Source organism: Stenotrophomonas sp. HMWF023 (genome assembly GCF_003060985.1).
GTDB lineage: Bacteria > Pseudomonadota > Gammaproteobacteria > Xanthomonadales > Xanthomonadaceae > Stenotrophomonas > Stenotrophomonas lactitubi.
Window position 1 is genome coordinate 4,476 of record NZ_QAIJ01000233.1, and the last position, 16,915, is coordinate 21,390.

General features: G+C 66.1%; 17 protein-coding genes. 6 read left to right on the forward strand and 11 right to left on the reverse strand.

Annotated features, from left to right (window positions below; all coding sequences use genetic code 11):
* A partial coding sequence (locus DBR20_RS12615; protein WP_258223342.1) for a class I SAM-dependent methyltransferase occupies positions 1-421 on the forward strand: 421 nt, incomplete at its 5' end.
* Positions 422-528: 107 nt separating this feature from the next.
* On the opposite strand, the gene DBR20_RS12620 is transcribed toward DBR20_RS12615, so the two are convergent.
* From DBR20_RS12620 to DBR20_RS12640, 5 genes are all read right to left on the reverse strand, one after another.
* Positions 529-1,896: an MATE family efflux transporter gene (locus tag DBR20_RS12620; RefSeq protein ID WP_108266406.1), complete on the reverse strand. Its 1,368-nt coding sequence runs from the start codon at positions 1,894-1,896 to the stop codon at positions 529-531.
* Between the two features lie 115 nt (positions 1,897-2,011).
* Positions 2,012-2,638, reverse strand: a complete 627-nt coding sequence (locus tag DBR20_RS12625) for a DUF2239 family protein (RefSeq protein ID WP_108266407.1) — start codon at positions 2,636-2,638, stop codon at positions 2,012-2,014.
* A gap of 162 nt (positions 2,639-2,800) precedes the next feature.
* Entirely contained in the window at positions 2,801-3,289 is a 489-nt protein-coding gene (locus DBR20_RS12630; RefSeq protein ID WP_108266408.1) for an 8-oxo-dGTP diphosphatase, read from the reverse strand.
* A 40-nt stretch (positions 3,290-3,329) separates the two neighbouring features.
* Complete coding sequence (locus DBR20_RS12635; protein WP_108266409.1) at positions 3,330-3,842, reverse strand: DUF1249 domain-containing protein; 513 nt, start codon at positions 3,840-3,842, stop codon at positions 3,330-3,332.
* A gap of 218 nt (positions 3,843-4,060) precedes the next feature.
* Positions 4,061-4,882, reverse strand: coding sequence for a pyruvate, water dikinase regulatory protein (locus tag DBR20_RS12640; RefSeq protein WP_089236004.1), 822 nt, complete (start codon positions 4,880-4,882; stop codon positions 4,061-4,063).
* Positions 4,883-5,027: 145 nt separating this feature from the next.
* On the opposite strand from DBR20_RS12640, the gene ppsA reads away from it, so the two are divergent.
* Together ppsA and DBR20_RS12650 are read left to right on the forward strand one after the other, a co-directional pair.
* On the forward strand, positions 5,028-7,406 hold the full coding sequence (ppsA, locus tag DBR20_RS12645; protein WP_108266410.1) for a phosphoenolpyruvate synthase: 2,379 nt from the start codon (positions 5,028-5,030) through the stop codon (positions 7,404-7,406).
* A gap of 150 nt (positions 7,407-7,556) precedes the next feature.
* The gene (locus tag DBR20_RS12650) at positions 7,557-8,450 is read left to right on the forward strand and encodes a mechanosensitive ion channel domain-containing protein (protein WP_108266411.1); all 894 of its coding nucleotides are present in this window, start codon (positions 7,557-7,559) and stop codon (positions 8,448-8,450) included.
* A 78-nt stretch (positions 8,451-8,528) separates the two neighbouring features.
* Here the strand turns inward: DBR20_RS12650 and DBR20_RS12655 are convergent, their stop codons facing one another.
* The 4 genes from DBR20_RS12655 to tadA form a co-directional block, all read right to left on the reverse strand.
* On the reverse strand, positions 8,529-9,644 hold the full coding sequence (locus tag DBR20_RS12655; RefSeq protein ID WP_108266412.1) for an alkene reductase: 1,116 nt from the start codon (positions 9,642-9,644) through the stop codon (positions 8,529-8,531).
* 124 nt (positions 9,645-9,768) lie between these two features.
* On the reverse strand, positions 9,769-10,641 hold the full coding sequence (locus DBR20_RS12660; RefSeq protein WP_108266413.1) for an EcsC family protein: 873 nt from the start codon (positions 10,639-10,641) through the stop codon (positions 9,769-9,771).
* 113 nt (positions 10,642-10,754) lie between these two features.
* Positions 10,755-11,327: an oligoribonuclease gene (gene orn / locus DBR20_RS12665; protein WP_100460358.1), complete on the reverse strand. Its 573-nt coding sequence runs from the start codon at positions 11,325-11,327 to the stop codon at positions 10,755-10,757.
* Positions 11,328-11,402: 75 nt separating this feature from the next.
* The gene (gene tadA, locus DBR20_RS12670) at positions 11,403-11,927 is read right to left on the reverse strand and encodes a tRNA adenosine(34) deaminase TadA (RefSeq protein WP_108266414.1); all 525 of its coding nucleotides are present in this window, start codon (positions 11,925-11,927) and stop codon (positions 11,403-11,405) included.
* Between the two features lie 158 nt (positions 11,928-12,085).
* On the opposite strand from tadA, the gene DBR20_RS12675 reads away from it, so the two are divergent.
* Complete coding sequence (locus DBR20_RS12675) at positions 12,086-12,523, forward strand: acetyltransferase (RefSeq protein WP_108266420.1); 438 nt, start codon at positions 12,086-12,088, stop codon at positions 12,521-12,523.
* 29 nt (positions 12,524-12,552) lie between these two features.
* On the opposite strand, the gene DBR20_RS12680 is transcribed toward DBR20_RS12675, so the two are convergent.
* Positions 12,553-13,056 (reverse strand): N-acetyltransferase, encoded by a 504-nt coding sequence (locus DBR20_RS12680; RefSeq protein ID WP_108266421.1) that lies wholly within the window; start codon positions 13,054-13,056, stop codon positions 12,553-12,555.
* Positions 13,057-13,467: 411 nt separating this feature from the next.
* Here DBR20_RS12680 and DBR20_RS12685 point away from each other — a divergent pair, with 411 nt between their 5' ends.
* Together DBR20_RS12685 and DBR20_RS12690 are read left to right on the forward strand one after the other, a co-directional pair.
* On the forward strand, positions 13,468-14,055 hold the full coding sequence (locus tag DBR20_RS12685) for a hypothetical protein (RefSeq protein ID WP_258223343.1): 588 nt from the start codon (positions 13,468-13,470) through the stop codon (positions 14,053-14,055).
* Positions 14,052-15,371, forward strand: coding sequence for an XVIPCD domain-containing protein (locus tag DBR20_RS12690; protein WP_108266416.1), 1,320 nt, complete (start codon positions 14,052-14,054; stop codon positions 15,369-15,371). The genes DBR20_RS12685 and DBR20_RS12690 overlap by 4 nt, the downstream gene beginning before the upstream one ends.
* Before the next feature lie 60 nt (positions 15,372-15,431).
* On the opposite strand, the gene DBR20_RS12695 is transcribed toward DBR20_RS12690, so the two are convergent.
* Positions 15,432-16,373 (reverse strand): hypothetical protein, encoded by a 942-nt coding sequence (locus DBR20_RS12695; RefSeq protein WP_258223344.1) that lies wholly within the window; start codon positions 16,371-16,373, stop codon positions 15,432-15,434.
* Positions 16,374-16,915: the final 542 nt, after the last annotated feature.

The window sequence follows — 16,915 nt, forward strand, 5'->3', positions numbered from 1 at the left end:
GCTGTCCCGTGCTATGGTCGACGCCGGCAACCAGCATCTTGCCGCCAGCGGCCTTGCCGGGCGTGCTGCGCTGCGCGAGGGCGATGCCCATGCCCTGCCCTTGGCGGATGCCTGCGTCGATGCCGCGCTGGCGGTCAACACCCTGTACTTCTGGCCGAACCTGGCGCCCGTGCTGGATGAACTGGCGCGGGTGCTGCATCGCGGCGGCCGGCTATGCCTTGCCTTCGGCGATGCTGGATTCATGCGCAGCCTGCCCTTCGCCGCCGACTTCGAACTGCATGAGCTGGATGCCGTGGAGCTGGCGCTGCGGGTGTCCGGCTTCAGCGTCACGGCATGGCGCTCACATCGCGAATGCACAGCCGGCAATGACGGCCAGCAGCGGGAAAAGCACTTCCACCTGCTGCTGGCGCGCCGCCGGTAATGCCGGCCACTTGAACTGCAAAAGACTGCTCTGCTGACGCTTGGGCGATAGCGGAATGCAGGAACGTCACAGTCCCCACCCTGCTCCGCATGTGCTCTGGCTCTGGCTCAGGCTCGAACAGCAAGCCGGCGCCTCCAGCCGAAGAAACAAAGCAGCTGCAGCAACAGCATCGCCAGCAACCCCAGCGGCCAGGCCCACCATAGCCCAGCCAAGCCATGCCGCGCCTGCAGCCACATCGCCAACGGCAGCTCCAGCAGCAGGACAGCGGCTGCTCCCGCCAGCGCCGGCAGCAGCACGAAGCCGCTGCCGCGCATCACCCCGACCAGCACCGCGCTGATTCCCATCGCCAGCACGCCCCACACAACCGTGCGCAACTGCTGGACCGCCAGTTCCCGCACCGTCGGCGCATCCAGGATCAGCCCAGCCAGCCACGGCGCCAACCCGACTGCCAGAGCCACCACAAGCGTCAACAGACCCAGGCCCAGCAGCACACCGGTGCGGGCGATCTCCGGCAGCCGCGTCGCCCGACCCGCGCCCATCGCGTGGGCGGCGAGGATGGTGGCGGTGATGCCGAGCGACATGGCCGGCAGCTGCACCCAGCTCATCAACTGGTTGACCGCACCATACGCGGCGGTCGCTTGGTAGCCATGGTTGTTGATCCAGCCCAGCAGCACGATCTCGGCAATGGCAAGACTGAGCATCTGCAGGGAAGATGGCGCACCAATGCGCAGCATCGAACGAACCAGCGCCCCATCGAAACGAATGGCACCGAGCAGCTCCCGGCCTGGAGCGAGCGGATGACCGACGCAATGCCAGCGCCACAGCAACCAGCCCAGCGCCAGTGCTGAGGCGAACACTGCCGACAAGGCCGCACTGGCGGCCCCCAGCTTCGGCAGGCCGGCCCAGCCCAGGATCAACAGCGGCGTGCACAACAGGCCGACCACGGTAGCCAGCAACAGGGCATGCAGCGGCGTCTTCGCATCTCCCACTGCCCGACTGACGGCGGTGGCCAGCCACAGCAGGAAAAACACCGGCGCACCCAGCAACACGATGCGCGCATAGACGATGGCCTCGGCCAGGATCGGCGCTGGTGTTCCCAGTGCCACCAGCAGTTGCGGCGCGAAGATGCCACCCACCGCCATCACCAGCGCCGACAACATCAGCACCAGGGCCACCGCGCTGCCAGCGACAGCCTGCGCCTGTTGCGGCCGGCCACTACCCCACGCCTGTCCGATCAGCACCATGGCCCCGGTCGCCAGGCCCATCACCAATGCCAGCAACAGGAAGAAGACGGGGAAGAACGCGGCGGCGGCTACCGCCTGCGTGCCCAGCAGATGGCCAAGGTAGATGTTGTCGAGCGTGCCTGCGGCCAGCTGCAACGCATTGGTCAGCAGCATCGGCAACAGCAGGGCCAGGTAGCTGCGCCACAGCGGTGGCGTCATCGCCGGGGACATCGGGTTGGAAGCAGAGTTCATGGGATTCCATGGGCAAGGCGCCGCCCTGCCCGGCATCTTCGCCAGCAAAGGAAGCACACAGGGGATGGGGCGCAGCCCGCGATCAGGACGACTGAATCACGCGCCGCGCGCTGATTCAGTCGTCGCCGTCCGCAGCGTCATCGAAGGCAAGGCACAGGGCGTGGCTGCGCACATCCGCTGGCCAGGACTGCAGCGCTGCCTCAAGCCCGGCGCGATCATGCGCGAACAGCACGCGGATGACCTCTTCGAAGCCCGGCAGGTCACCGGCGATGGCCTGCAGGAAGTGATAGGCGCGCTCGGTGTAGCGGCGCGTGCGGTCCTTGTCCGCACCGGCGCGGCTGGCCGCTTCCACCAGCCGGCGCAGCACCACCGAGGCACCGCCCGGCTGTTCGGCCAGCCATGCCCAGTGACGAGGCAGCAGAGTCACCTCGCGGGCGATCACACCCAACTTGGGCCGTCCGCGGCCACGCGGGACGACGGACGCGTCATCGACCAGGGGGCCGTCGTCCGCTTCGACGGCCGCTGGAAACGCCTTGGCAATACGCACCAGCAGTTGCGCATCACTGCCACGGGTATCGAAATCGTGGGTACGGCCGGTGGCGTTGTCGAATACCAGCAGTGGACCGGACGCGTTGGCCGCGCGCAACTGCTTGAGTGCCAGTGCGGCCCCTTCCGGCGTACCAGAGACGACCAGGCGATGGCCGTCGAAACAGCTGAAAGGGGCGAGTCGGGATGCTGGCATGACAATGGCATCAGTGAGGATGCGCAAATATTACCCGGGTAATTTAATGACGTCAAATATTGCCCGGGTATTAATCAACCATCACATCCACGAGCATGCCGGGCAAGGCCGGTGCTCAATCAAGCGATCAGGACCAGACTTCAATCTGATCCGCTCACCGCGTCAAAGACGGCTGAAGGACCAGCTTTGCATGCGTCCATCCCGGTAAGGCATCACCCCGTGGAACGGGCGCGGATCGGCATCGAACACCAGCGGCAGGAAGTTGCGGTCGCCCTCCCACATCGGCAGCTGGTCGAGCTTGTCCACGTCCACCCACTCCAGGGTGCCTTCGTGGTTGCCGCCGTGCGGGGCACCCTCGAAGCTGTCGATGACGAACACGAAACCGAACCAGTCCTCGCCCTGCTTGCCGAAACCCGGCCAGCTGATGGTGCCGCGCAGGCGCATGGCCGTGCAGTCGATGCCGGCCTCCTCAGCGATTTCACGGCGCATGCCCGCGGCCACGTCCTCGGTCGGCTCGACCTTGCCGCCCAGGCCGTTGTACTTGCCAAGATGGTGGTCGCCTGGCCGGGTATTGCGATGGATCATCAGCACCTGGCGACGATCGGGCGAGAGCACATAGCCCAGGGTGGCGACGATCGGGGTATACGGCATGTCCGGGTCCGGCGGTGGGTCAGCCGTGGATTATGGCCGATCAACGCACCAGCGACAGGCGACGTTCGCCCTCACCCACAGCGTTGCCGTCAGGGTCACGGTGCAGGGTGGCCACGCCATGGCCGCGTTCGGCCAGGTATTCCAGCCATTTGCCGAGGAAGGTGTTCATCCGCATGCGATGGCTGATCAGCTCGGCCGGCGGCGGGTACAGGCCCATCGTGTCCTGCCAGCGGCGGCCGACGTAGCAGTGAGTGGTCTCGGCCTGGCGCGCGTCCCGGTACAGGCGGACGAAGGCTGATGGGTCCGGTTCACCGGTCACCGGGTCGGCCAGGTCATAGGTCAGGCGCAGTTCCACCGTGTAGCGGTGGCACTCGATCACATCCAGACGCACGTCCAGGCCGTCACCTACCGAAGAGACGTAGCTTCCCGCCACCAGTTCGGCCGGAGCGAACAGACGCACCAGGTGGCGGTAGTTCTCTGCATACAGCCCCATCAGCCAGCTCAGCCGGCTCAGGCGGGGAATGCGCTCGGTACGGGGCAATGCTCGGGCCATGGGTTGATCCTACACGTTGGCCCTTCAACGTGGGGACGGTTCAACCCGCAGCCAAGCCGCCAACGGCGATCACCCCTGTAGAGCCGAGCCCATGCTCGGCTGCTCTTCGGCCAGAACCCGGTGGCCCAGCCGAGCGTGGGCTCGGCTCTACAGGGCGCAGTTGAAGCGCCCATTGGTAGTGCCGGCCGCTGGCCGGCAGCGCGGCGCGAGGGAAAAGATCAATACAGCTCGCGCTGCAGCCCCAGCGTGCCCAGCACCTTGCTGGAGATCTCCTCGATCGAGGTGTGGGTGGTGCTGAGGGTCGGGATGCGTTCCATCTGGAACATGACCTCCGCCGCAGCGACCTCGCGTTTGCAGGTGTCCAGGTTGGCGTAGCGCGAATTGGGCCGGCGCTCCTGGCGGATCTGCTGCAGGCGGTCCGGGTCGATGGTCAGGCCGAACAGCTTGCGTCGGTAGTTGCGCAGTCGTGGCGGCAGGCGGTCGCTCTCCAGATCCTCGTCGGTCAACGGGTAGTTGGCCGCGCGCACCCCGTAGTGCAGGGCCAAGTAGATGCAGGTGGGCGTCTTGCCCGCCCGCGACACCGCCACCAGGATCACGTCGGCGTCGTCGTAATTCACCGCGATGCCATCGTCATGGGTCAGCGCGAAGTTCATCGCGTTGATGCGCCGGTGGTAGGTGTCGAAGTCGACCATGCCGTGGGCCTGGCCGACCCGGTTCAGCCGGGAGCTGGACAGTTCGCGCTCCAGCGGCTCGATGAACGGGGCGAACACATCCAGCATCAGCGCCCCGCTTTCGGACAGGATCACGCTCAGGCTCTGGTCCACGCAGGAGTTCACCACGATCGGCCGGACCTGGTACCGCTCCCCCGCCGCCTGGATCCGGGCACAGGCTTCCCGGGCTTTTTCGGGGTCATCGACAAATGACATCCGGTCGGTAATGAAGCTGAACCCGGAGAACTGGGTCAGCAGGCTATGCCCAATGGTTTCAGCGGTGATACCGGTTCCATCGGAAACGTAGAACACCGGACGGATGGTCGACATGCGCGCATTTACCCCCTACGAAGCCTAAAAGGGCCGTCAACACAAGCTTGTGCCGACGGTGGTCTGCCCGGCATCATATCGGCTTCTTCCTACGGACGCGGCCATCCAAGCCCGCCTCGGGCGATGGCCAAACGGAGCATCGCGCTTGAACGAGAACATCCTGTGGTTGCACGAACTGCGTCTGGCCGACCTGGCCCGCGTAGGCGGCAAGAATTCCTCGCTGGGCGAGATGATCGGCAACCTTGCCGGTCTGGGCGTCTCCGTTCCTGGAGGTTATGCGACCACGTCTGAAGCCTTCAAGGACTTCATCGCGCACAACGACCTGTCCAAGCGCATCTTCGACAAACTCGCCACGCTGGACGTCGAGGACGTCACCGCGCTGACCGCGGCCGGCAAGGAAATCCGTAGCTGGGTGATCGATGCGCCGCTGCACCCGCAGCTGGACCAGGACATCCGCAGCGCCTACGCCAAGCTGAGCGCCGACAACGGTGGCGGCGACGTGGCTGTAGCCGTGCGTTCTTCGGCCACCGCCGAAGATCTGCCCGATGCCTCCTTCGCCGGTCAGCAGGAGACCTTCCTCAACGTCACCGGTGCCGACGATGTCGTGCACAAGGTCAAGGAAGTGTTCGCCTCGCTGTACAACGACCGTGCCATCGCCTACCGCGTGCACCACGGCTTCAAGCACGAAGACGTGTTCCTGTCGGCGGGCGTGCAGCTGATGGTGCGTTCGGGCGTGGGTTCGTCCGGCGTGCTGTTCACCCTGGACACCGAATCCGGCTTCCGCGACGTGGTGTTCGTCACCTCCTCGTTCGGCCTGGGCGAAATGGTCGTGCAGGGCGCGGTCAACCCCGACGAGTTCTACGTCTACAAGCCCACCCTGCAGGCCGGCAAGCCGGCGATCCTGCGTCGTTCGCTCGGCAGCAAGGCGATCCGCATGGTGTATTCGGATGTCCCCGGCGAGCGCGTCAGGATCGAGGACACCCCGGCCGAACTGCGCACCACCTTCTCGATCAACGATGAAGACGTGGCCGAACTGTCGCGCCAGGCACTGACCATCGAAAAGCACTACGGCCGCCCGATGGACATCGAGTGGGCCAAGGACGGGGTCAGCGGCAAGCTGTTCATCGTGCAGGCGCGCCCGGAAACCGTGAAGTCGCGCAGCCACGCCACCCAGATCGAGCGTTTCGCGCTGACCGAAAAGGGCGGCAACGTCCTCGCCGAAGGCCGCGCCGTCGGCGCCAAGATCGGTGCCGGCGTGGCCCGTGTGGTGAAGACGCTGGAAGACATGAACCGCGTGCAGCCGGGCGACGTGCTGATCGCCGACATGACCGATCCCGATTGGGAGCCGGTGATGAAGCGCGCGTCGGCGATCGTCACCAACCGCGGTGGCCGTACCTGCCACGCCGCGATCATCGCCCGCGAGCTGGGCGTGCCGGCCGTGGTCGGCTCGGGCAACGCGACCAAGGTCATTGAAGATGGCCAGCTGGTCACCGTCAGCTGCGCTGAAGGCGATACCGGCTTCATCTACGAAGGCAAGCTCGGTTTCGAGCGCACCACCACCGATCTGGGCAACATGCCGCCGGCACCGTTGAAGATCATGATGAACGTGGCCAACCCGGAACGTGCCTTCGATTTCGGCCAGCTGCCGAACGCCGGCATCGGCCTGGCTCGCCTGGAAATGATCATCGCCAGCCACATCGGCATCCACCCCAACGCGCTGCTGGAATACGACCGCCAGGACGCTGCGACCAAGAAGAAGATCGACGAGAAGATCGCCGGTTATTCCGACCCGGTCGGCTTCTACGTGGACCGTCTGGCCGAAGGCATCGCCACCCTGACTGCCTCGGTCGCGCCGAACCCGGTGATCGTGCGCCTGTCGGACTTCAAGTCCAACGAGTACGCCAACCTGATCGGCGGCAGCGGCTACGAGCCGCACGAAGAGAACCCGATGATCGGCTTCCGCGGCGCCAGCCGTTACGTCGACCCGAGCTTCTCGGCTGCCTTCGCACTGGAGTGCAAGGCCGTGCTGCGCGTGCGCAACGAGATGGGCCTGGACAACCTGTGGGTCATGATCCCGTTCGTGCGCACCCTGGAAGAAGGCCGCAAGGTCGTCGAGGTGCTCGAACAGAATGGCCTGAAGCAGGGCGAGAACGGCCTGAAGATCATCATGATGTGCGAAGTGCCGTCCAACGCACTGCTCGCCGATGAGTTCCTGGAAATCTTCGACGGCTTCTCGATCGGCTCCAACGACCTGACCCAGCTGACCCTGGGCCTGGATCGCGACTCGTCGATCGTCGCGCACCTGTTCGATGAGCGGAACCCGGCGGTGAAGAAGCTGCTGTCGATGGCGATCAAGTCGGCACGTGCCAAGGGCAAGTACGTCGGCATCTGCGGCCAGGGCCCGTCCGATCATCCGGATCTGGCCGAGTGGCTGATGCAGGAAGGCATCGAGTCGGTGTCGCTGAACCCGGACACCGTGGTCGATACCTGGCTGCGCCTGGCCAAGTTGAAGGCCAAGGGTTGAGCTGTTGACGCTTGATGGCTGACGTCGCTTTCATCGACGTCGGCCCATACTGAAGCTGCACGCAAGCCCCGCCTTCGCGGGGCTTGCTGTTTCTGGCGTCCGCGCACGCCATGTTCCTGTCGCACATGTTCCCGTCGCAAAGGAGTCCGCATGATCGCCGCTGCCCCACCCTCGCCCGCCACGACGTCCTGGTTCCATTCGCTCGACTGGGAGCGCCTGCTGGAAACCTACGGCGTGCCGTTGCTCGCTGCCATCGTCGTGTTCCTGGTCGGGATGTGGGTCGCACGCCGACTGTCCAATGCGATGCCGCGCGCGACCACCCGCATGGGCATGGACCCGATGCTGGGCAACTTCCTGCGCAACGTGGTGTACGCCACCTCGCTGGTGATCGTAGTGCTGCTGGCCATCGATACGCTCGGCGTAAGGATCACTCCGCTGCTGGCCGTGCTCGGCACCGCCGGTCTGGCCGTTGGCCTGGCACTGAAGGATTCGCTGTCGAACATCGCCTCGGGCGTGATGCTGGTGACCCTGCGCCCGTTCCGGGTGGGCGACGTGGTGACCATCGCCGGGCAGACCGGCACGGTGCGCGAAGTACGTATTTTCCAGACCGTGATCACCGGTGCCGACAACCAGCACACCACCATTCCCAACACGTTGATCACTGCTGCCCCGATCATCAACCTTACGGCAGAGCCTACCCGTCGCGTCGAACTGGTGGTGGGCATCGGTTACGAAGACAACATCCAGCTGGCCCGCGATACCGCACTGACGCTGATGAAGGCCGACCCGCGCGTGCTGCAGACGCCCGCACCGGACGTGGTGGTGTACGAGCTGGGGGCGCACGCGATCAACCTGGGCATCCGCTGCTACGTAAAGTCGGCCGATCATTTCGGCACCAAGGTCACCCTGCTGGAGCAGATCAAGCTGGGCTACGACAAGGCAGGCATCAACATCCCGTATCCGCAGCAGGACATGCACCTGTACCTGCATGGCAAGGATGGCGGCGTGGTTGAAGCCGACGCGCTGGTGCGCGACAAGCCCTGACCCCTCCGCCCGCCGGGCATGGCCCGGCGCTACCGAAGCTGGCAAGGTAGCGCCGGGCCATGCCCGGCGGAAGCGGAATCAGGCCTCCACGGCCTCCTCCAGCACCGGATAATCGATGAACCCCACTGCACCGCCACCGAAGTACGTCGCGCGATCCGGCGAATTCAACACCGCGCCGGTGCGCAGTCGCTCGGGCAGATCCGGGTTGGCGATGAACGGCCGGCCAAAGCCGATCAGGTCGGCCCAGCCTTCCGCCAGCGCCTGCCCGGCACGCTCGGCGGTGTACTTGCCGGCGTAGATCAGCGTGCCCGGATAGATCAGCCGCAGCGCCTGCTTGAACGCCACCGGCATCAACGGCGCATCCTCCCAGTCGGCCTCAGCGATGTGCAGGTAGCCCACGCCCAGCTCGCCCAGCAGGTGCGCGGCAGCCAGATAGGTCGCCTGCGGTGTGTCGTCCACCGCACCCTGCAGCGTGGTCAACGGCGCCAGACGCACGCCGACACGCTCGCCGCCTGCGACATCGACCACCGCCTGCACCACCTCGCGCAGGAAGCGCAGCCGATTCTGCAGCGCGCCGCCGTAACCATCGGTACGCAGATTGGCCTGCGAGTCGATGAACTGGTTGATCAGATAACCGTTGGCGCCGTGCAGCTCAACGCCGTCAAAGCCAGCGGCCAGTGCATTGCGGGTCGCCTGCGCATAGTCGGCCACGATGCCCGGAATCTCGTCCTCACCCAGCGCGCGCGGCATCGAGTGCTGGATCATCTCGCCCACGCCGGATTCCGGACCGGCACCGGTGGGGTCGACAAAGACCTTCACCCCTTCGGCCAGCAGGGCCGAGGAAGAGACCGGCGCCACGCCGTCCGGCTGCAGGGCGACATGGGAGACACGGCCTACATGCCAGAGCTGGGCATAGATGCGACCACCGGCCACATGCACGGCATCGGTGACCCTGCGCCAGCCCTGCACCTGCGCTTCGCTGTGGATGCCCGGGGTCCAGGCATAGCCCTGGCCCTGCGGGCTGATCTGGGTGCCTTCGCTGACAATCAGGCCGGCACCGGCACGCTGGGCGTAGTACTCGGCCATCTGTGTGGTGGCGACATTGCCGGCAGCCGCGCGCGAGCGGGTCATCGGCGGCATCACGATGCGGTTGGGCAGCGTCAGCGTGCCCAGGCGGTGGGGGGTGAACAACATGGCGGCATTCTCTTGCGGGGGATTGCCGGCAAGGATGGGGATGGCGCTGCGCGCGCAACAGGCGCGTTTGTGCAAAACAGTTGTGCCTGCGGGGCAACGATGCCGCATCCACGCATGGCGTGGATTACAACGTCGGCTCGATCAACGCCCCACCGTGCGCGATGCGGTCATAGCAGGTGCGCACGACCTCCTCGCCGTATTTCAGCTCCAGCCGGCGCACGATGAAATGGCCGCGGGCCATGTCCTGGTAGTAGTCGGTGAACATGGTATTGAGCGTCGCGCCGGCTGCCGCACCGACGATCGGCACCGCCTGCGCGGCAAACTTCTCGGTGATCACCACACCGAAGCGGGCGGCGACCTTTTCCACCAGCTTGGCCAACAGCTTGCCGGCTTCCTTGGGCGCCACGCCCAGGGTCAGGTCACGCCCCGTCACCACGCGCCCGGCCAGTTCGGCCGACAGGTGGCGCATCACATCGGTGGTAAAGCCACGGGCCAGGTAGTAGCCGGTCTCGCTGGCGTCGTCACGCGGCGAATTTCCTCCCAGCGCGAACACCTCCAGGCAGGCCTGGCGGGTGCTGAACTGCGATAGATCAAAGCCTTCGCTGCGGGCCACATCGGCCACCGCGCGCATCATGATCGTGGTCGACACCGGCAACTCGATGAACAGCGCGGCAAAGCCGAATGCACCACCAACCGCGCCGGACGTCGCCGCCGCCAGCTTGTGCCAGCGTGTCGAGGCGCCCTTGCCAGGCGTGTTGTCCATGCTCCACAGCGCGGCCTGCACGGATTTGGACAACGCCGCCTGCACCGCGCCGTGGATGCGGTTGGACACCGACGTCGGAAGCGCCTTCACCGCGAACTCCAGCGGCGTCCCGACCAGGTTGGCCATGCGTGCGGTGATCGTGGGTGCCTCCAGCAGCGCTACCGCCCGCTGCAGGTCAGACCAGTCGCCGGCGTCGTGGGCGATATCACGGGGCAGCAGGATGGGCTCGTTCATGGGCCGATCTTAGCGCCGTGGAGTTGAACGGAGCGTAGTGCCGGCCGCTGGCTGGCACCCCTGTGCCGCCGGTGAGCATCAGGCGGCTGCCGGCCAGCGGCCGGCACTACCCATCAAGGGGTCGGCAGGCCAGACAGTGCGCCCATGAACTGGCGGTAGTGGCGCAGTTCGTTGATCGAATCGTGCACATCGCTCAGCGCGGTGTGGTTGCTGTTCTTGCCTACGCCAGCGGCCACGGTCGGCGCCCAGCGCTTGGCCAGTTCCTTCACCGTGGACACGTCCAGGTTTCGATAGTGGAAGTACTTCTCAAGCCGCGGCATCTGCCGGTGCAGGAAGCGGCGGTCCTGGCAGATGGAGTTGCCCGACATCGGCGACACGCCGGCCGGAATCCACTGCGCCAGGAAGGCCACGGTCTGCGCTTCGGCCTGGCCGAGCGTCGTGGTGCTGTCGATGACACGCTGCCACAGGCCCGAACGACGATGCTGGTTGCGGTTCCACTCGTCCATCGCTTCCAGTGTTTCCAGCGGATGGTGGATGGCGAACTCCGGGCCCTCGGCCAGCACGTTGAGCTGGGCATCGGTGACCACGGTGGCGATCTCGATGATCGAATCGTTGTCGGTATCCAACCCGGTCATTTCCAGGTCGATCCAGATCAGTCGCTCGTTGGCCGCGCCGTTCTCTGCCATCGTGTCGCCTCGTTGCTGGGCAGGCACGAGGCCGGCCGGTAAAGGAAAGTGGCGGCCATCATACCCTTTCGCCACTCAGCCCTCGCCAGCGTGGTCCTCCAGCAGCAGCGGGGGCTTGCCGCGCTTGGCCCGGAAATAATTGGTGAGGCGGTTGCTGGCCTCCTTGGCCAGCACACCGGCATGGACCTCGACCCGGTGATTGTGGCGGGCATCACCGACCAGATCGAACACGCTGCCACAGGCGCCTGTCTTGGGATCGCTGGCACCGTAGACCAGGCGCGCCACACGGGCGTGCACTATCGCCATCGCGCACATTGCGCACGGCTCCAGGGTGACATACAGGGTGCTGCCGATCAGGCGGTGATTGGCCAGCATCCGGCCCCCCTCGCGCATGGCCACGATCTCGGCATGCGCGCTGGGATCGTGCGAGGCAATGTTGAGGTTCCAGCCCTCGCCCAGCAGCTGACCGTCTGCCCCCACCAGCACCGCACCGACCGGGATCTCGTCGAACTCACGCTGTGCGCGTTCGGCCAATGCCAACGCGTGACGCATCCAGTGCTCGTCGGCGTCGTGCACGGGCACGCCCAGGGTGTCGGTCATGGCGGTTCTCGAATTCGAACAGTTCAGCGCGACCGCAGTGTAGCGCAGGCCTCCGCAACCACGTCGACAGCGCCTCGCAGGCCACCTCGAAACGGCGTTTTCCCTTCATTCGCGGCAGCTATACTTGTGTGCACTTGCGAAGCACCTTGGACATGCCCATGACCACCCTGCGCCCTTCCCGCGCCACTGATGGCGACGCTCTCGTCGACCTCTGGCGCCGGGCCGTCGACGCCACCCATGACTTCCTCAGTGCCGAAGACCGCCAGGCCATCGACACCGAAGTCGCCGGCTTCCTGCCGCAGGCTCCGCTGGTCGTGGCAGTTGACGACCAGGACCGGCCGCAGGGTTTCATGCTGATCGACGGCTCGCACATGGAAGCGTTGTTCATCGATCCCGACGTGCGCGGAACCGGCATCGGCCGCCAGTTGCTGCTGCATGCGGTGGCCCGGCACCCGCAACTGACCACCGACGTCAATACGCAGAATGCACAGGCTGTGGGCTTCTATCAGCGCATGGGTTTCACTGAAACCGGCCGCTCGCCGGTGGATTCGCAGGGTCGTCCATATCCCCTCATCCACCTGCGCCATCAAGGCTGACCGGCGCCGGAGCGCCGGCCGTCCCCCGATCAACCGACCGCGTCGAACGCCGGCGAGTAACGCACCTCGCCCTGCGCCATCGGCGGCTGCAGGCACAGGGCCTGGAAGTACTCCGCCGGCACGCCCGGCAGCACCAGATCCGGCACGGCACGAAAACCAAAGCGCCCGTAATAGCCCGGCTCGCCCAACAGCACGCAGCCCCGCGCCCCCTGCGCGCGCATCGCCTCGATCGCGGCCTGCATCAATGCCGTGCCCACGCCCCGTCCCTGCTGTTCCGGCAGCACCGAAATCGGCCCGAGCCCGAACCAGCCCTGGCTGCCGTCCTGCACGCTGACCGGGGAAAGCGCGACATGACCGACCAGTCGGCCGGCATCCTCCGCAACCAGCGAGATGCTCAACTCGCCACGCTCACGCAATGCATCGACGATGTGGTGTTCGGTGTGGCTGCTGTGCGGCGCGTTGCGGAAGGCCGCCTCGGTCAGCGAGTGGATTCCAGCAGTGTCTGCGGGCAGTTCAGGGCGGATGGAAAGCATCGTCGGCATGTCTTCGGAACGGATTGAGTAACTTGATCATCCCGGATCACCCCGCATCGAGGAAGCAACGGTCAGCGCCTGACGTCCGCGCTACCCATGTGAAATCCGGATACGAATCACAGTTCGCTGCATCCAATCCACGTTGATAGCGTCAAAATTTCGACTATTTCACTTTTCTGCCGCGAGAATCGCGCAATCTACCCCTCCCGGGTCCGGGATCGTGGTCACCAAGGAAAGGAGACATGCCGTGATTGCCCGTCTTTCCTCGCCAGCGCGGCGCGCATCTGCGTCGCCCGCTGCGTGCCCCCTCGCGAACGCGTTCACTCCCCCGACCGGAGGCTGACCGTGCGCGGCACGTCCCTCCCGTGTCTTGTCTTGCTTCTACTGATTGCCTGCAGCCCGGAGACCGCCATGAACCAGGAACTTGCTTCCGCCGAGTCCGATGTCGCCCAGGGAGGACGTGGCCTGGCCAAGCTCAACCCTACACCGCGCAAGGCCTATGAGCTGGTACTGCGCCTGCAGAACCCGCCGGGCAGCTTTGCCGTGGTCGAAGGCGTTGCCCAGTACGACGTCAGCAACGAAGCGCAGTGCGGCTACATCGAGCCGGCCACCGGCGCTCCGGCACGCATCACCAGCCAGGAGCCGGTGACGCTGCGCAGGGTCACCGACAACGAGTACCGCGGCACCGTCTACCTGGACCGCATGCTCGACGAGGACTACTACGGCCGCGGTGTCTGCCATTGGGCTTTCAGTGGTGCCGGTGCGATGTTGAAGGCGACCGGCGCCGACGGCGAGACCCGCTTCCTGTCCTTCATCGAGGCCGATCCGTTCGTCAAGGGTCAGAGCGAGACGCGCCATTATCCGCAGGGCGATTACCCGCGCGTGGCGGACCTGCCCGACTACGGCGCTACCGGCCAGAAGGACGCCAGCCGCTTCCGCCCGGAACTGCAGGACACGCTGTTCTCTGCCACGTTGACGGCCGATGAGGTGCAGCCGTGACCCTCGACAGCCAGGACTACGCCGCGCTGTCCAACGATGCCTACCGTGACCTGAAAGTCGGTCGCCGCGCCCCCGGGCAGGAAGAGCATGTCCCCCTCAACGGGCATGACTACAAAGTACTCGAGCACGTCAGCAACCGCTTCAATGGCTATCAAGGCACGATCTACCAGCGCGTGGACACGCAGGAGATCGTGGTCTCACATCGCGGCACCGAGCAGATCGCGCGCGATGGCTTGCTTGCCGATGGCGGCATGGTGGTCGCCCGCTACAACGTGCAGGCCGCAGACGCGCTTGCACTGACCCAACGCGCCCTCGCCTACGCTGCCAAGGAAGGGCGCGACCTCGGCCAGGCGCCGGAGGTGACCGTCACCGGCCATTCGCTGGGCGGGGCGCTGGCCCAGATCAGCGCACACCACTACAACCTGAAAGGCGAGACCTTCAACGCCTATGGTGCGGCCAGTCTTGGCTACCGCATCCCCGAAGGCGGCACCAGCGTGGTCAACCACGTAATGGCTGCCGACCCGGTCAGCGCTGCCTCGCCGCACTTCGGCCAGGTGCGTGTTTACGCCACGCCCCGGGAGATCGACACGCTGGGCGACTGGGGCTTCAGCAACAGCCGTCTGCGCATCCTGATTCCCGACAGCGCACTGGGCGCGGCCGCCAATTCCTTCGGTTCGCACAAGCTGGTCAATTTCCTCGGCGACGACTCGGTGCTGGGCAGGCCAGAGACACAGGCGTTGGCGCGCGACAACGTCAAGATGATCGACGAATATCGGGACAAGATGGAGCTGCTGCGCAGTGGCGTCACCACCGGTACGCGCGGCCTGCCGGGCGGAGTGAAGGATCTCTTCGACCATCTGCGCGGTCCGCTGGAGCCGGGCGAACCCGCACGCCGCGAAGCGGAACGGCAAGGGCGCCCCCTCGGCATGCTGCGCATCGACGACACCGGTCACGCTGGCAACCCCTTGTTCAACGACGCCCTGCGTGGCGTACACGCACAGGACGCCCGCGTCGGCCGCATGCCCGATGGCATGAGCGCGCAGCTGGCAGGCTCTCTGGCTGCGGAGATGCATGCCGCCGGCGGACAGCGGATCGACGAGGTGCTGATGAGTGCCGACGCGTCACGCAGCTTCGCCCTGCAGGGCCAGGGCGGCGACCCCGGCCATCTGCGCGTGTCGGTCGACACCACCCCTGCGATGAACACGCCGCTTGAGCAGAGCAGCCTGCGTATCGACCAGCAGGCTGCCAGCCAGGCCTTGGCGCGCGAGCAGCAGCTGGAACAGGCCCAGACGACCCAGCGCAGCCTGCACGCCTGACGATTGCTGGAATGAAAACGGGAGCCGGCACTGCTGGCTCCCGTTGTTTTCTACGGTCGATCAGGGGCTGGAAACCGCCGAGTTCGCCGCTGGCCCTGCCAGCACGTACGCATCCGGGCCGGAGTCCGGGAAACCGCCACAGGCCTTGTCACCCGGCGCTACGGGATCGCACGGCCACTGAGCGCGCGTCACGGTATCGCGCAACTCGAAGCGGGTGCCGTTCCAGACCACGAAGGCCAAGTGCTCACGGTTCCAGTCGCTGAAGCTGTGCGGACCAGTCTTCTGCAGCGATTCCGGGTACTGCACGAACCAGCGCATGGCCGGCCCGTACTGCAACTTGCTGTGGTCGAGGCTGACCTTGCCTTCGCGGGCGCGATGACGGGCACGATCGGCCTCGGCGATCGACGGTGCCGCCGGCATTGCCGTTGCAGTGATGTCCTGCGGCGCGCCATCGCTGCCAACCTGGTACACGCGCTGGCGGACATAGGCCTGCCCGCAATCGCCGGCCGCAAGGCGGACCGGTTCTGCGGTGTTCTCGTTTGGCAGCGCGCCGTCGGCACAGTCGAACGGCGCCGAGACCAGGTAGGTGGTCGTGGACGCATCGGCGCCTTCAAACGAACGCACCCAGATGTCGCCCAGGCGGGCGATGAAGTCCGGACGCTGGCCCATACCGGCCACGGCCTTGAACCATGCCTTCTGGCGTACTTCACGCTCGCGCCAGCTGCGTGGCAGGTGGATGTCCTGCTCAGGCAATGCAACCAACAACGCCGCCAGGTGCGGCGGCAGCGTGCCCTGGCAGGCGCCGATCATCAGATCGCCCTGCGGTGCCAGCCGACCGGCCAGATCGACCGGGCAGCGCGCACCGAGCTGGCGCTCGGCGGCCTGGCCTGGTGCGAGCGGGATGATGGGTGGTGCAACGGGGGCTGGGGCTGACGGCGGGACTGGTGCCTGGGCGAGTTCGGTGCCGGGCGCCTGTGCAGCGGCGACTACGGGGGCCGGCACCTGCGTGGGAGCCGGCGATGGGGCTGCTACAGAGGCCGTTGCGACAGGAGGGGCTGGCGCAGCACTGGCGGAGGCAACGTCGGGCGCAGGTGCTGTCGGTACTACCCCGGACGCTGATGCAATCGCGGGTTCGGCGGCAACGGCTTCCGGAGCGACACCCGTCGCCGGTGCCGGCTGCGATGCGGGTGCGGGCGGCATGGACGACTCCGCCGTAGGTTCAGGTGCAGGTGCAGCAACCACAGCTGGCGCCGGCTCGGGCACGGCGACGGGAGCCGGTGCAGGAACAGCATCCGTTGCAGTGACAGCGGGCGTCTGCGCGTCCGCTGCAGCCACGATCAGTGCTGGCACAGCCTCCTCGATGGCGGGAGCCGCCGGAGCGTCCGGTGCCTGTTGTGCGTGGGCCATGGCGGCAGCCAGTCCCAGCGGCAACAGCAACAGTGCCGAAGCGCGACCACGCTGGGCCGCCTTGGAAATCAGGAAAGTGATTCGCATGTTGTGTCCTTACAAAGAGATCCATGTAGGCACCCGAGGGTGCTCGGTGT